Source organism: Massilia sp. SYSU DXS3249, assembly GCF_053668055.1.
In genome coordinates this window covers 50,590-72,929 of the sequence record NZ_JBSIPX010000012.1, presented here as the reverse complement: position 1 = coordinate 72,929, position 22,340 = coordinate 50,590, and the positions used below count along the sequence as shown (strand labels likewise).

Annotated in this window: 20 protein-coding genes; 11 read left to right on the top strand and 9 right to left on the bottom strand. The window is 65.8% G+C overall.

The window, feature by feature from the left end:
- The first annotated feature begins 84 nt into the window (after positions 1 to 84).
- From ACWCIA_RS15045 to ACWCIA_RS15030, 4 genes are all read left to right on the top strand, one after another.
- Positions 85 to 693 (top strand): PH domain-containing protein, encoded by a 609-nt coding sequence (locus tag ACWCIA_RS15045; protein WP_454164546.1) that lies wholly within the window; start codon positions 85 to 87, stop codon positions 691 to 693.
- 291 nt (positions 694 to 984) lie between these two features.
- Complete coding sequence (locus ACWCIA_RS15040) at positions 985 to 1,638, top strand: VTT domain-containing protein (protein ID WP_454164544.1); 654 nt, start codon at positions 985 to 987, stop codon at positions 1,636 to 1,638.
- Between the two features lie 85 nt (positions 1,639 to 1,723).
- Positions 1,724 to 2,041 carry a hypothetical protein gene (locus ACWCIA_RS15035; RefSeq protein ID WP_454164542.1) on the top strand — a complete coding sequence of 106 codons (318 nt, stop codon included), beginning with the start codon at positions 1,724 to 1,726 and terminating at the stop codon, positions 2,039 to 2,041.
- Positions 2,042 to 2,151: 110 nt separating this feature from the next.
- Positions 2,152 to 2,781, top strand: a complete 630-nt coding sequence (locus tag ACWCIA_RS15030; RefSeq protein WP_454164540.1) for a DUF1294 domain-containing protein — start codon at positions 2,152 to 2,154, stop codon at positions 2,779 to 2,781.
- An 87-nt stretch (positions 2,782 to 2,868) separates the two neighbouring features.
- Here the strand turns inward: ACWCIA_RS15030 and ACWCIA_RS15025 are convergent, their stop codons facing one another.
- Both ACWCIA_RS15025 and pepA read right to left on the bottom strand, forming a co-directional pair.
- Entirely contained in the window at positions 2,869 to 3,939 is a 1,071-nt protein-coding gene (locus tag ACWCIA_RS15025; RefSeq protein ID WP_454164539.1) for a serine hydrolase domain-containing protein, read from the bottom strand.
- 214 nt (positions 3,940 to 4,153) lie between these two features.
- Positions 4,154 to 5,038 (bottom strand): flocculation-associated PEP-CTERM protein PepA, encoded by an 885-nt coding sequence (gene pepA, locus ACWCIA_RS15020; RefSeq protein ID WP_454164537.1) that lies wholly within the window; start codon positions 5,036 to 5,038, stop codon positions 4,154 to 4,156.
- A 441-nt stretch (positions 5,039 to 5,479) separates the two neighbouring features.
- Between pepA and ACWCIA_RS15015 the strand changes: the two genes are divergently transcribed.
- Positions 5,480 to 5,947, top strand: coding sequence for a hypothetical protein (locus ACWCIA_RS15015; RefSeq protein ID WP_454164535.1), 468 nt, complete (start codon positions 5,480 to 5,482; stop codon positions 5,945 to 5,947).
- A 12-nt stretch (positions 5,948 to 5,959) separates the two neighbouring features.
- Here the strand turns inward: ACWCIA_RS15015 and ACWCIA_RS15010 are convergent, their stop codons facing one another.
- The 4 genes from ACWCIA_RS15010 to ACWCIA_RS14995 all read right to left on the bottom strand — a co-directional run bounded on the left by ACWCIA_RS15010 (position 5,960) and on the right by ACWCIA_RS14995 (position 8,804).
- Positions 5,960 to 6,664, bottom strand: coding sequence for a 2OG-Fe(II) oxygenase (locus ACWCIA_RS15010; RefSeq protein ID WP_454164533.1), 705 nt, complete (start codon positions 6,662 to 6,664; stop codon positions 5,960 to 5,962).
- A 104-nt stretch (positions 6,665 to 6,768) separates the two neighbouring features.
- Positions 6,769 to 7,200, bottom strand: a complete 432-nt coding sequence (locus ACWCIA_RS15005) for an N-acetyltransferase family protein (protein WP_454164531.1) — start codon at positions 7,198 to 7,200, stop codon at positions 6,769 to 6,771.
- A complete protein-coding gene (locus ACWCIA_RS15000) occupies positions 7,197 to 8,240 on the bottom strand; it encodes a rhomboid family intramembrane serine protease (protein ID WP_454164529.1) in 1,044 nt (347 codons plus the stop codon). Before ACWCIA_RS15000 ends, ACWCIA_RS15005 begins: the two co-directional genes overlap by 4 nt.
- 9 nt (positions 8,241 to 8,249) lie before the next feature.
- The gene (locus ACWCIA_RS14995; RefSeq protein ID WP_454164527.1) at positions 8,250 to 8,804 is read right to left on the bottom strand and encodes a cob(I)yrinic acid a,c-diamide adenosyltransferase; all 555 of its coding nucleotides are present in this window, start codon (positions 8,802 to 8,804) and stop codon (positions 8,250 to 8,252) included.
- Between the two features lie 74 nt (positions 8,805 to 8,878).
- Between ACWCIA_RS14995 and ACWCIA_RS14990 the strand changes: the two genes are divergently transcribed.
- The 4 genes from ACWCIA_RS14990 to ACWCIA_RS14975 all read left to right on the top strand — a co-directional run bounded on the left by ACWCIA_RS14990 (position 8,879) and on the right by ACWCIA_RS14975 (position 16,019).
- Positions 8,879 to 10,384: an FAD-linked oxidase C-terminal domain-containing protein gene (locus ACWCIA_RS14990; RefSeq protein WP_454164526.1), complete on the top strand. Its 1,506-nt coding sequence runs from the start codon at positions 8,879 to 8,881 to the stop codon at positions 10,382 to 10,384.
- A 4-nt stretch (positions 10,385 to 10,388) separates the two neighbouring features.
- Positions 10,389 to 11,432 (top strand): glycolate oxidase subunit GlcE, encoded by a 1,044-nt coding sequence (gene glcE / locus ACWCIA_RS14985; RefSeq protein WP_454164524.1) that lies wholly within the window; start codon positions 10,389 to 10,391, stop codon positions 11,430 to 11,432.
- Between the two features lie 3 nt (positions 11,433 to 11,435).
- Positions 11,436 to 12,680 carry a glycolate oxidase subunit GlcF gene (gene glcF / locus ACWCIA_RS14980; RefSeq protein WP_454164522.1) on the top strand — a complete coding sequence of 415 codons (1,245 nt, stop codon included), beginning with the start codon at positions 11,436 to 11,438 and terminating at the stop codon, positions 12,678 to 12,680.
- 537 nt (positions 12,681 to 13,217) lie between these two features.
- Complete coding sequence (locus ACWCIA_RS14975; protein WP_454164521.1) at positions 13,218 to 16,019, top strand: TonB-dependent receptor plug domain-containing protein; 2,802 nt, start codon at positions 13,218 to 13,220, stop codon at positions 16,017 to 16,019.
- Between the two features lie 95 nt (positions 16,020 to 16,114).
- Here the strand turns inward: ACWCIA_RS14975 and ACWCIA_RS14970 are convergent, their stop codons facing one another.
- From ACWCIA_RS14970 to ACWCIA_RS14960, 3 genes are all read right to left on the bottom strand, one after another.
- On the bottom strand, positions 16,115 to 17,602 hold the full coding sequence (locus ACWCIA_RS14970; RefSeq protein ID WP_454164519.1) for a CitMHS family transporter: 1,488 nt from the start codon (positions 17,600 to 17,602) through the stop codon (positions 16,115 to 16,117).
- 267 nt (positions 17,603 to 17,869) lie between these two features.
- Positions 17,870 to 19,336: a sensor histidine kinase gene (locus ACWCIA_RS14965; protein WP_454164517.1), complete on the bottom strand. Its 1,467-nt coding sequence runs from the start codon at positions 19,334 to 19,336 to the stop codon at positions 17,870 to 17,872.
- Between the two features lie 7 nt (positions 19,337 to 19,343).
- Positions 19,344 to 20,033: a response regulator gene (locus ACWCIA_RS14960; RefSeq protein WP_454164515.1), complete on the bottom strand. Its 690-nt coding sequence runs from the start codon at positions 20,031 to 20,033 to the stop codon at positions 19,344 to 19,346.
- A 158-nt stretch (positions 20,034 to 20,191) separates the two neighbouring features.
- On the opposite strand from ACWCIA_RS14960, the gene ACWCIA_RS14955 reads away from it, so the two are divergent.
- The gene (locus ACWCIA_RS14955) at positions 20,192 to 21,253 is read left to right on the top strand and encodes a porin (protein ID WP_454164513.1); all 1,062 of its coding nucleotides are present in this window, start codon (positions 20,192 to 20,194) and stop codon (positions 21,251 to 21,253) included.
- Between the two features lie 24 nt (positions 21,254 to 21,277).
- The gene (locus ACWCIA_RS14950) at positions 21,278 to 22,261 is read left to right on the top strand and encodes a Bug family tripartite tricarboxylate transporter substrate binding protein (protein WP_454164511.1); all 984 of its coding nucleotides are present in this window, start codon (positions 21,278 to 21,280) and stop codon (positions 22,259 to 22,261) included.
- Positions 22,262 to 22,340 lie beyond the last annotated feature (79 nt).

Sequence of the window (22,340 nt, the reverse complement as noted above, 5' to 3'; positions counted from 1 at the left end):
AAAAATCCGGGATGCGAACGACAGGAAGCCATCCGTCGTCATCCATTGATGGTAATTTGAAGCTTTTATAACGCGAGGGCGATCATGTTCAAGAAACTGGCGGCAGAAGCACTGGGCATCAGCGATATCGGCGTCATCGTCGGGCCTGCGGATTACAGCAAGGTCGATGCGGACGATTACCTGTTCAGCGAAGACGGCGAACAGATTTTCTTCCTCATCAAGAGCAAGAAGGACGAGTACTGCTTCACGAACCTGGCGCTGATCCATGTCGACGGCGATTCGGCCGTGTCCTCGAAACGCACGATCAAGCGCTACGACTATGCATCGCACGAGGTCTCCAGCGTCAGCATCGAGACCGCCGGTACGCTGGACATGGACGTCGAACTCAAGTTCAAGCTGGACAACGTGCTGTTCTCGATCGACATCAAGAAGGCCTTCATCGAACAGCTCAAGGACATCTACAAGGCCCTGATCTCGATCGGCAAGCAGCAGCAGCGCGATGCGGTCTGCCGCGACAATGCGCTGCGTACGCTCGACGCCACGGCTTCGGTGCACAAACTGAATATCGCGCCCGGCGCGGGCAGTCTCGTCAGCCAATACCTGGAGTTGCTGGACGCCCTGAACACGGCCATGCTCGACACCCACAAGAAGCGCGATTTCAGCGACGTGTTCGCGAAATATATTCACAACTGAAGGGCCGTCGCACCTGACCTTTGCGCTGAGGCTACCGGCACGCATGCGTGCCGGTAGCGTGGCTGCACGCCGGCCTTACGGGTTGCCGGGATCGTCCGGATCTGCAACAAAGGCACGCTACGCATTACAATGCGTGCGGCTCGACTATGCGCGGGCCATGCCGGCGCCGTCGTCCGACGCAACCCTGTCTGGACGGATTGTCGCGCATGCCGCCGCCGAACCGGCTGCTTTCCTACCCGGCCCATGCAGGTTCGACGTGCATGGCCACCACACAATGCAAAGACAAACGATATGCTGACTACCCTGCTCGAGTGGTTCCTCCACCTCGATCGCCATTTGACCGTATTGGCGGCCGAATACCACGTCCTGGTCTACGTGCTGCTGTTCGCAGTGATCTTCGTCGAGACGGGCGTGGTCGTGATGCCCTTCCTGCCCGGCGACTCGCTGCTGTTCGTCACCGGCGCACTGGCGGCCAAAGGCCTGCTGTCGCTGCCGGTGCTGATCCCGCTGCTGATCGTCGCGGCAGTGGTGGGCGATATCGTCAACTTTGCGATCGGCACCATGTTCCGCGATCGTGTAAAACGTGGCTACCGGCTTCGTTTCATCAAGCCCGAGCACATCGCCCATACCGAGCGCTTCTTCGAGCGCCACGGCCCCAAGACCATCGTGCTGGCGCGCTACGTTCCCATCGTCCGCACCCTGGCGCCCTTCGTCGCTGCGCTGGGCAGCATGCGCTATCGGACCTTCCTGTCGTACAACGTGGCAGGCGGCACCTTGTGGGTGGTGTCCCTGACGGTGGCCGGTTACATCTTCGGCAACATCAAGTGGGTCAACGACAATCTGACCGCGGTCATCCTCGGCATCATCGTCCTGTCGCTGGTGCCTGGCATCGTGGCCTGGCTGCAGGAGCGCTCGCGCAGCATGCGCAGCGACCGCCAGGCCTGAGTTGGCGGTGCGTCGCCAGGCATGGGGATAACAGGGCTCGTGCCCATTGTCAGCCCTTCGGTAATGGGCAAACAGGAAGCTGAAAATGGATTCTTTTAGTCCGCTGCTTTTAGTGGTAACGGTCATAGCAATCATTTTCGCCAGTTATTTGCTTGGCGTATTTTCCAGGATTCCATTGTGGTCAATTGGAATAACTACCGCTGCTCTGCCCATGATGCTGTTTTGCGTAAGCTTTCCAGTAAATAAATGGGAAGAAGCGATGATGATCATTGGAGGATATGCAGTCGGTCTCGGTCCTGTCTTCGGTTTGATTTGCTACAAAGTAGCGAAACCCGCCCGGCTGTCCGCACAATTGGCAGCAGAGCGAGCGACAATACGCGCGACTTACGGGCGGGGCGATTAGTCGTCAATGGTAGTCGCAGCAGCTTGAGCACAGGCTAGCCAGCAAGCGGTAATTGCGCCCAGGAAACCTTCAAGCTACACTTTCCTCGTCTACAAGATATCGACCGTCAGATGAGAGCCCACAGCACCCCGCGGTACCAAGGAAAAATCACGTCCTGGAAGGATGAGCAAGGGTTCGGGTTTATCAAGCCTAACGGCGGCGGGCCGGCGGTTTTCGTTCACATTAAATCGTTTTCCGATCGTGGCAGCCGTCCGCTGGCAGACGACATGGTGACGTACGAACTGACCATCAACGAAAAAGGACAGGCACGCGCCGAGAAGGTTGCTTTCGTTCGCGCCGGAGGAACGCGCCAGGCGGCCGCCCAACCGCGCAAGAGCCGGCCAAGCATGGCAATCGGCTTCCTGATACTCCTGGCCATCGCTGTGTCGGCTGACAAAGTACCGCCTTCCGTGTTTGGCGCGTACATGTTCTTGAGCGTGTTGACCTTCATTGCCTACAAGATCGACAAGTCGGCAGCGCGAAATGGTCAATGGAGGACAAAAGAAAGTACCCTGCACGTCCTTGCCCTGCTCGGGGGCTGGCCCGGCGCCCTGGTGGCGCAACACCTGCTTCGGCACAAGTCGAAGAAGGAATCCTTTCGTATCGCGTTCTGGCTGACGGTCGCCGTCAACTGCGGCGTACTCGGCTGGCTCGTTTACTCTTCGAATATCGCGTTATTGCGGTCGCTGCCAGCAGTGTGATGGCGGGTACTTGCCGATTGACTGCGACCATGGACGGGCACCGAATCCGCGTGCAGCGCCGCCACATTCCTGCCCGCTGACAGGCGCCTACATCGCGTCGAACAAGGCAATCGCCATCTTCGCCTGATCCGACTGCTGCATGTCGGTATTGTTCAGCAGGACGACGGCCCGGCCGTCGCGCGGGTCGTAGGCCAGCAAGGTCTTGTACCCGCCACTGACGCCGGACTCCCAGGCGAGGGTGCGGGGGCCCTGTTTCGTCGCGATCGTCCTGACCCGGCCACCGAGCGCATAGTCCTCGGAGGCGACCTGGATCGCCATGAGCTCCTTGCGTGCCCTGTCCGACAATAACTGAGTGAAATACACGGCGTCGGCGATGGCGACCAGGTCGCGCGCCGTGCTGTACAGGGTGCCGCTGGCAGCCGCCATCGGCGGGGCGGGCGGTGTCTTGCGTGCGCCCGAGCTGGCGTAGGCCACCGCCATCCCGACCGCGTCCTCGTAACCGGTCTCCGCGAAACTCGTGTCGCGCACGCCTGCCGGGGCGAACACAAGTTCCTCCACCGTTTCAGTGAACGCCTGCTTGTTGGCCCGTTCCACGACGGCGGCCACCAGCAGCCAGTTGGTGGCCGAGTAATCCCATTTCTCGCCCGGTGGGGCAGTGAGTGCGCCGGCGCCGAAGCGCAGCGCTGCCGCGACCGGCCCGATCTCCAGGTTGCCGATGGACGGATCCTTGCGCAGCGCTTGCGACACGCCGTTCGGGATGCCGCTGCGGTTCGACAGCAGCTGGCGCAGGGTCACCGCACCGTTTTCCGGCGGCAGTTCCGGCAGGTGGCGCGCGATCGGCGCATCCAGGTCGAGCTTGCCCATGTCGGACAGGCGCAGCACGGTGACGGCGCTGATCCATTTCGTGACCGAGCCGATCATGAAGCGGGTGTCCTGCGTATTCGCCTGCGGCTGCTCGCGCAGGGCCAGGCCGTAGCCGCGGGTCACCAGGCTCGAACGGGCATCCGCGCGCACTGCGACGACGCCGCTGTAGTCCTGCGCGACATGGCGCTCGATCAGGCGAGTGGAGGCGATGTGGTCGACGGCGGCGCAACCCGACAGCAGCGATAGAGTAGTGGCGAAGGCGGCGGGAGCGAGCCAGGATGGAAGAAAACGCATGCGGACCTCTGGAGCGAGTGGGCAGGCTGGCATTGTAGCCGCGCTCGGGCATGCCCGGCGAAGCGTGCGACAGGCCGCACCACAGGACGACCGGCCGGCAGCCGGCCCGATGAAAGGGCAGGCGCATGGGAAGGGCCAATAAAAAATGCCAGTCAGATCAACTGACTGGCATTCCTCCAGGCCGCCGTTTCCGGCAGCCGGTATCCAACAATGCTTAGGCTTTCTTGGCAATGCGCTTGCGGCTGGCGAAGCCGGCGCCCAGCAGGGCGATGCCGAACAGGGCCAGCGAGCCTGGCTCTGGAACTTCAGCCAGCTTGAACTGGCCATTGTTCGAGATGAAGAAGTACTGGCCTGGTGCGTTGGCGTAGGTGCCGCCGTTGCAGCCGGCGCCGGTGAAGCCGGCGTACTGGCAGGCCACTTCCGACACCAGGTTAGGCGTTGCAGCGCTGTTCGGGTTGACGATCGGGTTAGCGTTGGTGAACGCGAACGCGAGGATCGATTCCATCGACAGGTCCTGGCCGTTGCTGCGGAAGAAGTAGCCTGGCTCCATGTCGGTAGCGCGGGCGAACACGCTCACCTGGCCGTTGGCGATCGGGCTGCCGCTGGCATCGACCTGGCCGCCGCCGCCGGCGAGGACGTCGAAGGTGGCGATTTCGGTGCCCAGGTTGGCGCCGTAGATGCCTTCGGTGCCGCCGTACTGGCCGTCGGTCGGGTTCTGGAAGATGCGGATGGTGCCGCCTTCGAAGGTGAACGAGCCGGCCGTCGAGCCGGTGCCGCGGGTGCCGTTACCGAAGCCTTCGAAGACCGCGCTGATGTTGCCGCCTTCGAAACGGTCGTTGAAGGACTGGCCGTTGCTGTCGGCCTGCAGGATGTTGAACACTGCGTGCTCGACGAAGCTGAAGCTGCGCTCGCCGGTCGGGGTCAGCTGGATGAACGAGTTGCCGTTGATGTCCAGGTATTCGCCGATGACCTGGGCGTTATCGAAACCGCCGCCGTTCGGGTTGAAACGCCAGTCGGTCAGGATGGTGGCGGCGTTGGCCGCACCAGCGAAGGACATTGCGACAGCGGCAGCACAGGCAAGTTTGTTCAGGAATTTCATTTGAGTAACCTTTAATCAGAAACAGCGGGAAAAGTAACACTCTCTAAGCGATTAACGTGCCAGCAAAAATTTCTCTTTTGTTTTCAGGTACTTGCGAAATGCCAGCTCATCAGTATTTAACAATGATGTAAAGAATTTCGACAGAATGTTAAATCTGAGAGGAAAGATTGTTGGGCGATCGGCACTATTAGTTCTCGTCCACTGGGGTGTCGAGAGGGCATCCAGGCAGGCCTGGCCGGACGGTCCGCATGCGGGATGCCCTTGCAGGCGCAAGCAGGAGGCGGGCCGGGCAGGGTGGCGACACCCTGCCGGCAGGGCGGCTATAGTCGAGCGGACGTCGGCGAAACCGGAGTCCGTTCCGGACCGTTCGCAGACAGGCCGGCGACCCGTGCGGCTTGCACGGGCGCCTGCTGACACTTCACGACACAAGGATGCACCACGATGAGAACTCCCAGCCTGTTGCCCTCAGCCCTGATCGGCGCCGTTGCCAGCGCGCGTTCGATGACACCCATGGCCACGATCGCGACCGCGCGCCTTGCAGGCCGCCGTACGCCGGGGGAGCTCATGCTCCTCGATCGTCCTCTGTTCAAGTTCGGTGCGCTGGCGATGGGGGCTGGGGAACTGGCCGGCGACAAGATGAAGAGCGCGCCCGACCGCACGGTATTCCTGGGCCTGCTGGCGCGCGTGATGAGTGCCGGCATCGCCGGCGCCGCGCTGGCGCCGCGCGGTCGGGAACAGGCCGGAGCGGCGGTCGCGGTTGCCACCGCCGTCCCGCTCGCCTACCTAACGCTGGCCGGCCGCAAGCGGGCCATGGCGCGCATCGGCCAGACCCGCAGCGGACTGATCGAGGATGCACTGATCGTCGCTGCCGGTGTGGCGGTCGTGGCCCTGTCGACGCGGCCGGATTGAGCGGGGCGACGCTTACCCGCCTGCCTTCCCGAACAACTCCTCCGCCCGCCTGAACAGTACCCACGAGGTCGCTATATATTTGTCCCCGCTGGCCGGCACATGCCCTTTATGGGTGTGCGTGAAGCCCGACGGCGCAATGATCAGGCGGCCCTTGCGCGCCTCGATCTTGCGGCCCTGGTACAGGAACTCGGTCTCGCCGCCGTCCGCCACGTCGTTCAGGTAAAACTGGAACAGCAGCACGCGGTGCAGGGTCTCGCAGCTGGCGTTTTGCGGATAGACCTCGGAATGCCAGTGGTGATAGCCGCCGGAACCCTGCAGGTACTTCTGCAGGTTGATCGACCCGCAGCGGTACATCGACTGCATCAGCGCCTTCAGGTGCGGCCTGCCGCATTCGTCGAAATTATCGAGCGACAGCGCGGTCGGCTGGCCGGTCTTCGGGTGCGCGACCGTCGGCGCCAGCGCGCCCAGCACCAGCGCGCGGTACTGGTCGATGTAGCCGGCGAGGTGCTGCGCGACCGCGCCCAGCATCAGGTTGCCGACGTCGTGCCATTCTGGATGGGCGCCGATGGAGAGGTCCCAGCTGTCCTTCTTGTTGGTGTCGACGCCGCCGCCGGTGCGTCCGCGCACGACCTTGTCGCTGGCATTGAAGCGGGCGACGATGGCGTCGCATTGTTGCGGCGTGAGGGCGCCGTCATAGATTCCGATGAAGTCGCTCAAGGTCGGTCCTTATACGCGGTTGGGTTGGGTTCGCCCCTCAGTGTAACCTGCCGCACCCCTTGCGGGAACGCCAGCACAGCCATACTGCGCGGCTGCCTTGCAGCTCAGGATTTGCACAGCGAGTAAGCGACCTCGTTGGCGCCGGCCGGCTCGCGCACCCAGCCCTGCGCCGCATAGAAGCGGTCGGCCCGCGTGCCGGCGCCGGTGCTCAGGTGGATCCGCGCGTGGCCGAGCCCGAACAGCCAGTCGACGGCGATGCGCAGCAGCGCCGCGCCGAGGCCGCGTCCTTCCTGTCCCGGGCGCACGAACAGCGCCCAGATCGACCCGTTCTCCTTGTCCGCGTAGCAGAAGGCGAGGATCTCGCCCTGTTCTTCGGCAACCCAGCCACGGCCCGACTTGTCGAGGAAATCCTCGTACATTTGCAGCGTGACGCGGGCAGGATCGGACAGGACGTTCTCGAGGACGGACAGACGGATGCGCGACATGGCGGGGATGTCGTCGCGGGTGGCTTGCCGCAGCAGGGGAGGCTGCTTCACGCCGGCTTCTGCCCTGGCACATGAATCGAGCGCGCCAGCAAATGCCCCGCCAGCCAGCCGCCTAGCAGTCCGCCGATATGGGCCGCGTTGTCGGTGTGCGGATAAATGAACCCCATCCACAGGCTGAACAGCAGGAAGGGGACGAGCGAAGCACGCAGCTCGGACACGACCGTCGGCGGCACGCCGCTGTTGGGGCGGCCGAGGAAGGCGAGCAGGCCGCCGATGATGCCGAAGATGGCGCCCGAGGCGCCGACGCTGTTCACGTTCGGGTTCCACAGCACGCTGGCGATGCTGCCGGAGACGCCGGCGAGCAGGTAGAGGCCGATGAAACGCGCGCTGCCGAAGATGCGCTCGGTCAGGCGGCCGACCTGCCACAGGGCCAGCATGTTGAAGCCCAGGTGCCAGATGCTCCCGTGCAGGAACATCGAGCTGACCAGGCGCCACCATTCGCCGCCCAGCGTGCGCCGGCCGAGGTTCGATCCCCAGTCCACCAGCTGCTGTGCGTGCAGCATGGCCGAGACGTTCGGATGCAGCGCGAAGAATTCGCGCAGCGGCCCGGCCAGCGAGGCCTGGTAGTGCTGGCGCGCGTACCACATCAGGGCGAAGATGCCGATGTTGGCCGCCAGCAGGCCCCAGATCACCGGGGTCGAGGGGCTCCAGTAGTCGATGCGGTCGTGGAAGACCTCGTTCTCCTCGTGCTCCCTCACGAAGGCTTCGGTTTGGCGCGCCGGCAGCAGGGCGACGATGCGTTTGGCCGTGTCGGCGTCGGCAACGCTGAAACCCACCGTCACGTCGCCTTTCACGCCCAGCACGTCGAACCAGACGTCCTGCCCGTTCGACCAGGCGTTGACGATGTCGGCCATGCGGATGCGGTGTTCCTCGCGTTTGGGCAGGCGGAACGAGCGCTGCTCGCAGCCGCGCACGAACACGAAGTCCGGCTCGAATGCGAGCGTGCCTTTGCCGCGGAAGCGGTAGGGGTTCGAGGGCCAGTTGCGGCCGGCGGTATAGAAACGGACGTCGAACAGAGTGCTACCCGGCATTCAACCGCCTCAGCCGCGCTGGCGGGCGTGGTTCCACAGCACGTCGCTGCCGCCCGCATGGCGGTTGAGCACGCGCGCGAGCACGAACATCAGGTCCGACAGGCGGTTCACGTACTGGCGCGGCTGCGGGTTGATCGTGTCCGTTTTCGAGAGCGCGACGATGGCGCGCTCGGCGCGGCGGCAGACGGTGCGGCAGACGTGGGCGGTCGAGGCCGCGCGCGAGCCGGCCGGCAGGATGAACTCCTTCAGGATCGGCAGGTCGGCATTGTATTTTTCCAGCAGGCCGTCCAGGCGCGCAACGTGCTCGTCCTTGATCATCTGGTAGCCCGGAATGCACAGCTCGCCGCCGAGGTCGAACAGGTCGTGCTGGATCGTGACCAGTTCCTCGCGCAGCTCCGCCGGCATGTCTTCGCAGAGCAGCAGGCCGACGAAGGAATTCAGCTCGTCGACTTCGCCCAGGGCATGGATGCGTGCGCTGTCCTTCCCGGTGCGGCTGCCGTCGCCCAGGCCGGTGCTGCCGTCGTCTCCGGTGCGTGTGGCGATTTTGGAAAGTCGATTACCCATGATTATGTCCAGCCCCTAAAAAAGATAGCCCGAGGATACGACAAAACGATGTGATTGTGGCTACAATCGAATCCATGTCCGCCCCCCTCCAAGCCTCCCTCAGTGCTCCTCTCAGTGCGCCAATAGCGCGCAGGCAACAGGTCGCAGCCGCCCTGAGCGCCCGGCTGCCGCATGGCGCCGTCCTGCACGATCCCGAAGACACCCGGCCCTACGAATGCGACGGCCTGGCCGCCTACCGCCAGCTGCCGATGATCGTCGCCCTGCCGACCAACGAGGAGCAGGTATTGGCCGTCCTCGACGTCTGCCGCGAGTTGCAGGTGCCGATCGTGCCGCGCGGCGCCGGCACCGGCCTGTCGGGCGGGGCGCTGCCGATCCACGACGGGGTCGTGCTGTCCACGGCGCGCCTGAACCGCATTGTGCGCATGGATGCCTATTCGCGTACCGCCGTCGTCCAGCCCGGCGTGCGCAACCTCGCCATCTCGGAAGCGGCGGCCCAGTACGGCCTGTACTACGCGCCCGATCCCTCGTCCCAGATCGCCTGCACCATCGGCGGCAACGTGGCCGAGAATTCGGGCGGCGTGCACTGCCTCAAGTACGGGCTCACCGTGCACAACGTGCTGCGCGTGCGCGTGGCCACCATCGAGGGCGAGATCATCGAACTGGGCAGCGAGGCGCTGGACGCCCCGGGCCTGGACCTGCTCGCCGTCTTCATCGGCTCCGAGGGCATGCTCGGCATCGTCACCGAGGTCACCGTGAAACTGGTGCCGAAACCGGCGGCCGCCCAGGTCATCATGGCCAGCTTCGGCGACGTGATCACCGGCGGCAACGCAGTGGCCAGCGTGATCGCCGCCGGCATCATCCCGGCCGGCCTGGAAATGATGGACCGCACCTCCTCGCGCATGGTCGAACCGTTCGTGCGCGCCGGCTACGACACCGACGCGGCGGCCATCCTACTGTGCGAGGCCGACGGCACGCCGCTCGAGGTGGCAGAGGAAATCGAGCGCATGACGGCGGTGCTGCAGGCGGCCGGGGCGAGCGCGATCGCCGTCTCGCAAAGCGAGGCCGAGCGCATGCGCTTCTGGTCGGGCCGCAAGAACGCCTTCCCGGCGGCGGGCCGCATCTCGCCCGATTACTACTGCATGGACGGCACCATCCCGCGCAAGCACCTGGCCAAGGTGTTGACCGGGATCGAGCAGATGGAAACGACCTACGGGCTGCGCTGCGCCAACGTCTTCCATGCGGGCGACGGCAACCTGCATCCGCTGATCCTGTTCGACGCCAACCAGCCGGGCGAATTCGAGCGCGCCGAAGCTTTTGGTGCCGCCATCCTGGCGCTGTGCGTGGAAGTGGGCGGCACCATCACCGGCGAGCACGGCGTCGGCATGGAGAAGATCAATTCCATGTGCGTGCAGTTCGGCCGGCCCGAGCTCGATGCCTTCTTCGCGGTCAAGCGTGCATTCGACGCGCCGATGCTGCTCAATCCCGACAAGGCGATCCCGACCCCGCACCGCTGCGCCGAATTCGGCAAGCTGCACGTACACCAGGGAGCGGTGCCGTTCCCGGACATTCCGAGATTCTGACAACATGATCGAACAATTCAGGGAGACCGTACGCGCGGCCGCCGCCAGCAAGAGCGCGCTGCGCATCCGCGGCGGCGGCACCAAGGACTGGTACGGCGGGCCGCTCGAGGGCGAGATCCTCGACACGCGCGGCCATGCCGGCATCGTCGACTACGAGCCGACCGAACTCGTGATCACCGCGCGCTGCGGCACGCCGCTTGCCGAAATCGAGGCCGTGCTGGCCGAGCGCCGCCAGATGCTGGCCTTCGAGCCGCCGCATTTTGGCGATGGCGCCACGTTCGGCGGAGCGGTTGCCGCAGGACTCTCCGGCCCGCGCCGCGCCAACAGCGGCGCCGTGCGCGACTTCGTGCTGGGCGCCAAGCTGATGGACGGGAAGGGCGAGGTGCTCTCCTTCGGCGGCCAGGTCATGAAGAACGTGGCCGGCTACGATGTCTCCCGCCTGCTGGCCGGCTCGCTCGGCACCCTCGGGCTGATGCTGGAGATCTCGGTCAAGGTGCTGCCGCGGGCCTTCGCCGAGACCACCCTGCGTTTCGAGATGAGCGAGATCGAGGCGATCCGCAAGCTGAACGAGTGGGGCGGCCAGCCGCTGCCGGTCTCGGGCAGCTGCTGGTGCGAGGGCGTGCTGGCGCTGCGCCTGTCGGGCGCGCAGGCGGCGGTGGACGCCGCCGTGAACTCGCTGGGCGGGCAGGTGGTCGAGGACGCCGACGCCTTCTGGGCCACCCTGCGCGAGCAGCATCACGCCTTTTTCGAAGGCGATGCACCCTTGTGGCGCCTGTCGGTTCCCTCGACCACCGGCGCCATCGTGCTCGGCGGCGGGCAGCTGATCGAGTGGGGCGGAGCCCAGCGCTGGCTGCGCGCGGACAGTGCGGCGGCCGACGGCATCCGCCGCACGGTAGCTGCCGCCGGCGGGCATGCCACGCTGTTCCGCGGCGGCGACAAGGCGGCCGGGGTGTTCCAGCCGCTGGCGCCTGCGGTGGCGCGCATCAATGAACGCCTGCGGACGGCTTTCGACCCGTCCGGCATTTTCAATCGCGGAAGGATGGCCTGAACCATGCAAACCAATCTGGCCGATTTCATCAGGGGCACGCCGGACGGCGATGAGGCCGAAGCGATCCTGCGCGCCTGCGTGCACTGCGGCTTCTGCACCGCCACCTGCCCAACCTACCAATTGCTCGGCGACGAGCTCGACGGCCCGCGCGGGCGCATCTACCTGATCAAGCAGGTGCTCGAAGGCGTCGAGCCGACCCGCAAGACCCAGCTGCACCTGGACCGCTGCCTCACCTGCCGCAACTGCGAATCGACCTGCCCCTCGGGCGTGAAGTACGGCCGCCTGGTCGACATCGGGCGCCGCGTCGTCGAAGAGCGGGTGCCGCGCCCGGCGGCCGACCGCATCAAGCGCACGACCCTGAAGGAATTCCTGCCGCGCGGGGCGCTGTTCAAGCCGGCGTTCCGGGCCGGGACCGCGCTGCGTCCGCTGCTGTCGAAGGGATTGCAGGACAAGCTGCAGCCGGCGCGCGACCCCGGCCGCTGGCCTACGCGCACCCATGCGCGCAAGATGCTGGTGCTCGAAGGCTGCGTGCAGCCGGCGATGGCGCCCAACATCAATGCCGCCACCGCCCGCGTACTTGACGCCTTCGGCGTGCAACTGATCTGCGCGCCGAAAGCCGGCTGCTGCGGCGCCGTGCGCTATCACCTGAACGACCAGGACGGCGGCCTGGCCGACATGCGCCGCAACATCGACGCCTGGTGGCCTTACGTGGAGCGGGAAGAGGTCGAGGCCATCGTGATGAACGCCTCCGGCTGCGGCGTGACGGTGAAGGAATACGGCCACCACCTGGCGCACGACCCCGCGTATGCGGCCAAGGCCGGGCGCATTGCGATGCTGACGCGCGACCTGTCGGAGATCATGCCCGAATTCGAGGAGCCGCTCGCCGCCCGCCTGCGCGGCAAGATCATGAAGCGGGTCGCCTTTCACCCGCCGTGCACGCTGCAGCACGGCCAGCAGATCCGCGGCAAGGTCGAAGGCGTGCTGCGCGCCGCCGGCGTGGACGTGGCGCTGTGCGCCGACAGCCACCTGTGCTGCGGCTCGGCCGGCACCTATTCGGTGCTGCACCCGGAGATCGCCCACGAACTGCGCGACCGCAAGCTGGCCAGCCTGGAAGCCACCGGGGCGGCCGAGATCGTCTCCGCGAACATCGGCTGCGTGACCCATTTGCAGTCGGGCACCGACACGCCGGTGACGCACTGGATCGAGCTGGTGGACCGGGCGCTGGCCCAGGACGCTACGCCGGCCTGAACGGTTCAGCCCGGCATCCGCCCGGGCTTCTTTGCCGACCTTGTGCGCCGTGCGCGGCCTTGCAGCTGCGCGCATGGCGGCTTGACGCCCAGCTTCCCGGCTCGGCGCTCCCTTGCCATCGTCCGTTATAACGCGGAACACGCGGCGGTCGCCTATTCAAATTTCCTATTCAAACGGCAGACGGTAGCAAGAATATTTTTGCAGCACTCTGTCTGGCCTTCGTATGAACAAGGCGCTCGCAAAAACTCACAGAATTCCACATCAAAAAACAGCCTGTATCGGCAGAAAACAAACTACGTTCATAGGAATGTATGCGACTGAGCTTCAACCATGGATGGTGAAATCTTGTAACGTTATGTATCGTATTGACGACGAATGTAACAGAAACTAACAAAAAACCACTAAATTTGTGCTGTTGACTTTGATACACGGCAATGTTGTGTAAGAGTATTTATACGTATTTGTCTCCTTTGCATGGGTAGAACTGCAGGCGGCGAAGCGTGTTAATAAAAAATACACTTACTATCCGGAGTCGTTTTGAAGCACAAAAGTACTTTTGAAAAGAACGCCATCGCCCTCGCGCTGGCACTGGCCTTCCCAAGCCTGGCGGCAGCACAGCAGGCCAGCGAGCCGGTCACGCCGATGGCCCGCGTGGAGGTTACCGGCAGCAGCATCAAGCGCACCGAAGCGGAAGCAGCAGGCTCGGTCCAGGTGCTGACGCGCGACGACATCGAGCGCACCGGCCAGACCACCGCCCTCGGCATCCTGACTTCGACCGCTTCGATCGACACCAACCTGAGCTCGGCGACCAGCAGCTCGGGCAGCTTCGCCACCGGCGCCTCGGGCGTCAGCATGCGCGGCCTGGGCAAGGTCTCGACCCTGGTGCTGGTCAACGGCCGCCGCATCGCCCCTTACGGCCTGGCCGACGGCGCCCAGGAAAACTTCACCAACCTCGACGCCATCGCCAGCGACGCGATCGAGCGCATCGAAGTGCTGAAGGACGGCGCTTCGGCAATCTACGGTTCCGACGCCGTCGCCGGTGTGGTCAACATCATCCTGCGCAAGGATTTCCAGGGCGCGAAGATCCGCACCCACTACCAGGAAGCGCAGCACTTCAAGGAAAACCGCAACCGCAACGTGTCGGCGATCGTCGGTTTCGGCGACATCGACCAGCAGGGCTTCAACACCTACCTGACCGCCGAAGCCTACAAGCGCGACGGCTACAGCACCGGCGACCTGCGCCGCCACTATCCGGAATGGCACCGCAAGACCCCGGGCCGCTCGACCTGGGACGCGAAGAGCTCGTTCTCGCCAACCGGTAACTACTTCCTGAGCAGCACGAACATCGTCGCCGCGCCAGGCTGCCCGGCCGGCGATATCGATCCTGCCGACAAGCTGTGCAAATGGGACGTGCTGCCGTACACCGGCCTGACCACCGACAACAAGCGTCACGCCATCGCCAGCAACACCCACTTCCGCATCGGCAAGGACATCGACGCCACGTTCGAAATCACCACGGCCGGCGCGACCTCCGACTACATCGTCGCTCCGTTCAACGTCAGCAACGGCAGCGCGACCAGCTCGTCGAGCATCTGGTACAACGTCCTGGGCAGCAAGATGGTCGGCCCGTTCTCGTATCCGAAACTGCCGGTGGGCCACCCGAACAACCCGTACACCGTGCCGGTCGAGTACCGCGCGCGCATGATGGACACCGGTAACGGCTTCAACTTCAACCGCACCGAATCGGACCAGTCGCGCGTCATGCTGGCCCTGAACGGCACCATCGGCGGCTACGACTGGAAATCGGCCGCCGGCTGGATGAAGTCGTCGGCCACCAAGGCCACCCGCTCGGTCAGCGCCAAGGGCTATACCGACGCGATCGTCAACCGTACCTACAAGTTCGGCCAGCAGAACGATCCGGCGCTGCTCGAAGCGATGTTCCCGGTCCGTACCACCGAAGGCGAAGCGGACGTGAAGTTCTTCGACGCGACCCTCTCGGGCACCGTCATGCAACTGCCTGCCGGTCCGCTGAACGTCGCCGTCGGCACCGACATCCGCAGCAACGGCTACTGGATGAAGAGCTCGGACAACGTGCTGCGCGGCGAGCTGGTCGGCGTGTTCGGCCTGCAGGTCGACGACCGCGTCAACCAGTACGCCGTGTTCACCGAGGCGACCGTGCCCGTGACCAAGCGTATCGAGCTGTCGGCCGCAGTCCGTGCCGACAAGACCGACGGCGCCGACGCCCACCTGTCGCCGAAGCTGGGCCTGCGCTACACCGTGACCGACAGCCTGCTGCTGCGCGCCACGGCATCGGGCGGCTTCCGCGCACCGAACATCGTCGAGTCGGGTAACGGCCTGGGCCGCAGCTCGGTCGCGACCAGCGTCGTCGATCCACGCCGCTGCCCGACCGCCAACGCGCTCAACGCGCTGGTGCAGGGCGCAGCCGGCGCCACCACCGCCGACAAGGCGCAGGCCAACAGCTTCCGCAGCGCCGAATGCCTGGCCAACCTGCCGAGCTTCGTGTCCTCGAACCCGGACCTGGAGCCGGAAACCTCGCGTTCGTTCACGAGCGGTGTCGTGTTCCAGCCGGTCAAGAACTGGTCGATGGCACTCGATTACTACTTCATCGAGCGCGACAACGAAATCGGTTCGCGTGCCGTGACCGACATCCTGCGCGGCGAAGCCAGCCTGCCGGCCGGCCAGCTGGTCCGTGTCGACAACACCGCCAACGACAACGAGTTCCTGGCACTGGTACGCAAGTACGCCCCGGGCACCACCCTGAACTACGGTGGCGTGGGCAAGCTGGGCCTGGTGTACAACCCGTACGTCAACAGCGGCAAGACCCGCGTCTCGGGCCTCGACTTCGATGCGTCGGGCCGCTTCAAGGTGCTGGGCACCGACGTCCGCCTGAAACTCGACGGCACCTACGTGCTGAAGTACCAGAGCTTCAGCGTGGCCGACAATGCCTACGAGCCGAACGTCGTCGGCACCTATGACTTCGGTTCGCGCATGCAGGCCGTCGTCGGCGCCTTCGTCAAGAAGGGCGACTTCGACCACGGCGTGCGCGTGAGCTACGCCAGCGGCTACACCAACAACAGCCTGTCGTCGCCGACCTACTGCGTGACCCAGAAGGTTGCTGCCGAAAACATGGCCGACTGCGAGCGTGTCGACCACAATATCGTCACCAACTACAGCCTGGCCTACACCGGCATCAGGAACGTCAAGCTGAACCTGTTCATCGATAACATCTTCGAACAGGACGCACCGATCCAGTGGCGCGACGGCTTCAGCTCGCAGTTCCGCCGCATCGGCGCGGCTGCCAGCTACACGTTCTGGTAATCGAACGCGCGACGTAGTCGTTCAGTCGTAAAAAGACCAGGCCTCGGCCTGGTCTTTTTTTTATCCTGCGTTTTTTGCTACGCCATGCGCCTCCGTCAGCCGCGCCCCACCAGCGGAATCACGCCGAACAGCACCGCGCCCACCAGCATCACCAGCGAGGCCGTGATCGACCAGATCAATGTGTAGCGCTGGTGGTCGCCGAATTCGACCTTCGACATCCCGACCAGCAGGTAGGTGGACGCCACCAGTGGGCTGAGCAGGTGAACCGGCTGGCCGATGATCGAGGCGCGGCCGATTTCCGCGGCGCTGATGCCGTACACGGCCGCCGCCTTGGCGAGGATCGGCACGATGCCGAAGTAGAAGGCGTCGTTCGAGATGAAGAAGGTGAACGGGATGCTGAGCAGGCCCGTGACGACCGCCATGTAGGGACCCATCCATTCCGGAACGGCCGCGATGACGCTGGCGGCGATCGCGTCGACCATCTTCGTGCCCTGCAGGATGCCGACGAAGATACCGGCGGCGAAGATCAGGGACACCACCGGCAGCACGTTCGGCGCATGGCTGGCGATGCGTTCCTTTTGCTCTTCCAGGCTCGGATAATTAATCATCAGGGCGATGGCGAAGAAGATCATGAACAGCACCGGCAGGGGCAGCGCGCCCTTCACCAGCAATCCCATCAGGACCACGGTCAGCAGGAAGTTGATCCAGATCCGCTTCGGACGTGCGGTGGCGGGATCGGACGCGGTCACGTCCGGTTCGGGGCCGATGGTGGACCTGGCGGCCTGGCCGGACGGCATGCCTTGTACGGCCGCGGCGGCATGGCCGTGCTGGCCTGCGGTCACCTGGGCGATCCACGGTCCGCCGGTGGCGTCGTCCTTTTCCAGGGCGGCCGGGACGCCGGCATAGGCGGGCTGCAGGACGCCAGTGTTCATCGGCTTGCGGGTGCTCGCCGCAGCGGGCATGCGCACCATGCCCAGACGGGCACGCTCCTTCTTGCCGAGCATATAGGCGACGAACAGCACCCAGGCGGCTGCGGCGATCATGGGCACGATCATCGGCACGAAGATCTCGCTGACGTCCACGCCCAGGGCGCTGGCGGCGCGCGCAGTCGGGCCGCCCCAGGGCAGGACGTTGAAGACGCCGCCCGCCAGCATGATGACGCAGGCCAGGATCAGGCGGTTCATGCCGAGGCGCTGGTAGAGCGGCAGCATGGCCGCGACGCAGATCATGTAGGTGGTGGCGCCGTCGCCGTCGAGCGAGACCAGCATCGCCAGCGCCGCCGTGCCGACCACGATTTTTACAGGGTCGCCGTCGACCAGCTTGACGATCCTGCGGATCACGGGGTCGAACAGGCCGGCGTCGATCATGATGCCGAAGTAGAGGATGGCGAACATCAGCATGACGCCGGTGGGCGCCAGGTTCTTGACGCCGGTGAGCATCATCGGCCCGAGTTCCGCGCCGAAGCCGCCGATCAGGCCGAAGGCGATGGGTACGACGATCAGGGCGACCAGGGCGGACAGGCGCTTGGTCATGATCAGGAACATGAACACGACGATCATCGAATAGGCCAGGGTGGTTAACATTGTCATTCTCCTTGCGGGTGCCGGCCTGCCGGTAGGTGCAGGACGGCGTTACGGCGATTGGTGTGGCAAACGCAGGCCTGGGCGGCCGCGATTTACGCAGGCATGGGCTGGCGCTGCAGCTCAGGCCAGCGGGCTAGCGATGTCGGGGCGGTGCGGGGAAGGCGCTGCCGGGACGGCAGGCGAGGGGCGAGGCTGGTTCATGAGGGTCTCCAATCGTTGTCGTCGTTTTATGCTCTTGTTTGCGACAAGGATATGCGGCCCCGGCTTTCAGTTTGCTTTCAGCGCGCTGTCAAGGACGGGAAGTTGGAGGGCAGGCGGCGGAAACAGCACGCTGACCTTCAAACCGCGGCCGCCGTCGGCCTGGCCCAGCGCCAGGCTGGCGCCGTGGATGGCCGCGATGTCGCGCACGATGGCCAGCCCGAGCCCGGTCCCGCCGGGATTGGCGTCGAGCGTCGCCTGGGCGCGGTAGAAGGGCATGAAGACCTTGTCGTATTCCTCCTGCGCGAGGCCGGGGCCGCTGTCGGACACTTCCAGCAGCACGCCGTCCCCTTGCCGCCCGACGCGCAGCTGCACGCTGCCGCCCGCCGGGGTATAGCGGATCGCGTTGTCGGCCAGGTTCGCCACCAGTTCGTGCAGCAGCAGTTCCTGCCCGTCGACGGTGGTATCGCCGTCATCGGCCTCCAGCGCCAGGTCGATCCCTTTCTGCACCGCCGGCAGGGCCAGCTCCAGCCCGACCTGTCGCGCCACCGCCGCCAGCGCTACCGGCGCTTTCAAGGCCGCGGCGTTGCCGCCGCCATGCTCGATGCGCGCCAGCGTCAGCAGGCGGTTGGCCAGGTGGATGGCGGAGTCGGTGGTGCCGGCGATCGAGCGCACGATCGCCCGCATGGCGGCCGGGTCGTCTTCGCGCAGGGCCAGCTCGGCCTGGGTCTTGAGCACCGTGAGCGGGGTGCGCAGCTGGTGCGAGGCGTCGGCGATGAAGCGCCGCTGGCTGGCGATCAGGCCCTGCATGCGTGCCATGGTGGAGTTCATCGCCGCCACCAGCGGCCGCACTTCCTTGTGCACCAGCGCCTGGTCGACGTCGGACAGGTCGGACAGGGCGCGCGTCTCGACCTCGTTCTTCAGGCGCATCAGCGGGCGCAGCACCAAGCGCACGGCGAACCACACCAGGGTCGCCACCGCCAGCACCAGCAGGGCCTGGCGCAGCAGGGTGCTGAGCAGGATACGGCGCGACAGCGCATGGCGCGCGTCGAGCGTCTCGCCGACCTGGATCAGGGCGATGCCGCGTATCGCATCGCCGAACACCGGCTGCAGCAGGGCGGCGAAGCGCACCGGCTCGCCGTTGTAGTCGGCGTGGTAGAAGCGCACCAGGGCCGGGTACAGGTCCGAGCGCGGCACCTGCTTCGGCACCGGCGGCAGGTCGTCGTAGCCGGCGACGGTTTCGCCCTGCAGTCCCGTGACCTTGTAATAGATGCGGCCCAGCGTGTCGGTCTCGAAGCTGTCGAGGGCGACGTAGGGCACGTCGGCCGCCACTTTGCCGTCGCGTACCGAGACCCGTTCGGCCAGCGCCCGCGTCGAGGCCAGCAGCGAACGGTCGTAGGCGATGTCGGCCGCTTCCAGCGCGTCGCGGTAGAGCGAGAGCGCGTTGAGCGCGACCAGCGCCACCAGCGGCAGGATCAGCCAGCGCAGCAGCTGGTTGCGCAGGCTGCCCGGCGCCTTGACCGCGTTCACGCCCATGCCTGCCTCAAGCCGGGTTTTCCTGCAACAGGTAGCCGATCCCGCGCAGCGTGACGATGGCGGCCCCGCCCTCCGGCGAGCGTTCGAGCTTCTTGCGGATGCGGTGGATGTAGAGCTCGATGGCGTCGAGGTTGGTGTCGTCGTCGAGCGCGAACACTTCGTCGAACAGCTTTTCTTTCGAGAGCGCGCGGCCCGGGCGCGCGATCAGCGCTTCCAGCACCGCATGCTCGCGCGGCGTCAGGGCCAGCGGCTCGCCGCAGTAATGGAACATGCGCGAGACCGTGTCGAAACTGAGCCCGCCGCAGCGGTGCACCAGGGCTTCGTTGCCGCTGCGCCGGCGCAGCAGGGCCTTGACGCGCGCTTCGAGTTCGGCCAGCTCGAAGGGCTTGGCCAGGTAATCGTCGGCGCCCAGGTTCAGGCCCTGCACCTTTTCTTCAAGCCCGCCGCGCGCGGTCAGGATCAGGACCGGCGTGCCGCCGCGCGCGCCGCCGCGGGCGCGCAGGCGGCGCAGCACGTCCAGCCCGTCCATCTTCGGCAGCGTCAGGTCCAGGATCACCAGCGCGTAGTCCTGGGTGTGCAGCAGGGCGTCGGCATCGGCCCCGGTGGCGGCGCATTCGACGGTCAGCTTGGCGTCGCGCAGCGCCCTGGATACCCAGTGCGACAGCTCGACATGGTCTTCGACTAACAGGATTCTCATCGCGCCAGTGTAAGCGCAAACCCGGCGCCGCGCTCAGGCCAGGCGCCGCGCCTGCCTGTTCAGCAACACACGAAGCCCGCTGAAAGCGAACTGAAAGCTGGGCGCACATATAGTCGGCCCAAACAGCGACACATAACGACCACATACGCGGAGACACCATGAAGCATTCGGCCCTCGCGCTCGCCGTCCTGGCAGCGCTTTCCCCCATCCATTTCGCCCAGGCCCAGAGCAGCGTCCAGGTATATGGTTTGATCGACGCCGGCGTCGAGCTCGTGAACCATGCCGGCCCGGACGACGGCAGCGTGGTACGCGTCGTCTCGGGCGGCAAGAACACCTCGCGCTGGGGACTGCGCGGCAGCGAAGACCTGGGCGGCGGCCTGAAGGCCGTGTTCAACCTCGAAGGCGGCATCGACATGGACACCGGCGCCTCCGACGGCCCGCTCTTCAAGCGCCAGGCGAACGTCGGCCTGGAGGGCGGCTTCGGCCGCGTGATCGTCGGGCGCTCCTTCACCACGACCTACGACCTGGTGATCAAGTTCGACCCGATGGGCTTCGCCCCGAACTACTCCTGGGCCACCAGCGGCGGCGCCACCGGGCCGTCCAAGTACGGCATGACGACCTCGTTCGACAACCTGGTCAAGTACACCGGCCGCAGCGGCAACTTCACCTACGGCGCCTCGCTCGGCCTGGGAGAGCAGGCCGGCGACACGGCCGGCGGCCGCAAGTACGCGCTCGGCGGCGCCTGGCATGCGAACGGCATCGGCCTGATGGCGGCCCACGAGCAGGTCAACGGCAACACGCCTGCGGCTGGCGGCCGGCGCGACCAGACCACCGCCACCCACCTCGCGGCCAGCTATGAAACCGGTCCCTGGCGCTACCAGGCGGGCATGCGCCGCTACCGCTTCGATCTCGCCGCCCCGGCCGGCGCCGACCTGCGCGGCGACACGTACTGGGGCGGGATCACCCGCTCGATCGACAAGCTGACCCTGACCGGCGCCGTCTACCACATCAATACCAGGGCGCTGCCGGCAGCGCAGGACGCCGACCCGACCATGGTCGTGGTGCGCGCCCTGTATGCGCTGTCCAAGCGTACCCAGCTCTATGTGTCGGCAGCCCATGCCAGGGCCGGCAACGGTCAGCCCGTCGGCCTGTCGCGCGACGACGAGGGCAGCGGCAACACGCAATCGGGCATCACGGCCGGCATCCAACACCGTTTCTGACGCGCAGGTCCCGACGCGGCTATCATGGATGCCGTGAACATCCTGCGCACCTCTCTGTTGTCCATCCTGGCGCTGGCCTGCCTGCCGGCCGGCGCCGCACCGCCGGCCCGGGGCGAATGCCTGATCCCCTCCAAGCCCGGCGGTGCGATGGACCTGACCTGCAAGCTGGCCCGGAGGGCCTTGCACGACACGCCCGGCGCCCCCGACCTGCAGCTGCGCTACCTGCCCGGCGGCGTCGGTGCGGTGGCATGGCATACCCTGGTGTCGCAGCGCCGCAGCGAACCGAATACCCTGGTGGCCTTTTCCGGCGGCTCGGTGCTGAACCTGGCGCGCGGCAAATTCGGCAAGGCCAGCGCGGACGACGTGCGCTGGGTCGCAGCCTTCGGCACCGATTACGGCATGGTCGCCGTGCGCGCCGACTCCCCTTACCGCACGCTGGGCGACCTGATCAAGGCGATGCGGCTCGATCCGCGGCGTGTCCTGATCGGCATGTCCGGCACCATCGGCAGCCAGGACTGGATGAAGATGGCGCTGCTGGTGCGCCAGGGCGGCGTCGACCCGCGCAAGATGCGCTTCGTCGCGCTCGAAGGCGGCGGCGAGCAGGCCGTCGCCATGCAGGCGGGCCACGTGCAGGCGATTTCCGGCGATACCTCCGAAGCCCTGCTGTACGCCGGTCCCGGCACCGTGCGGGTGCTGGCGGTGCTGTCCGAACGGCGGCTGCCGGGCATCCTGGCCGGGGTGCCGACCGCGCGCGAACAGGGCTATGACGTGGTGTGGCCGGTCATCCGCGGCGTGTGGATGGGGCCCGACGTGCCGGACGCCGACTACCGTCGCTGGGTGGCGGCCTTCGGCCGCGCGCAGTTGCAGCCCGAATTCGCACGGATGCAGGCCGAGGCCGGGCTGTACCCGTTCTCGCTGACTGGCGACGCGCTCACCCGCTACATCAAGGGGGCCGTCGCCGGCTATAACCGGCAAGCCGTCCAGTTCGGGCTCGTACGCGAGCGTTAGGAGTGGGCGTGGACCCAGGCGCGGCTGTGCGCGCGCTCGTGATAGCATCCTTTTCCATTCATTTTTATCCGGATTCAGG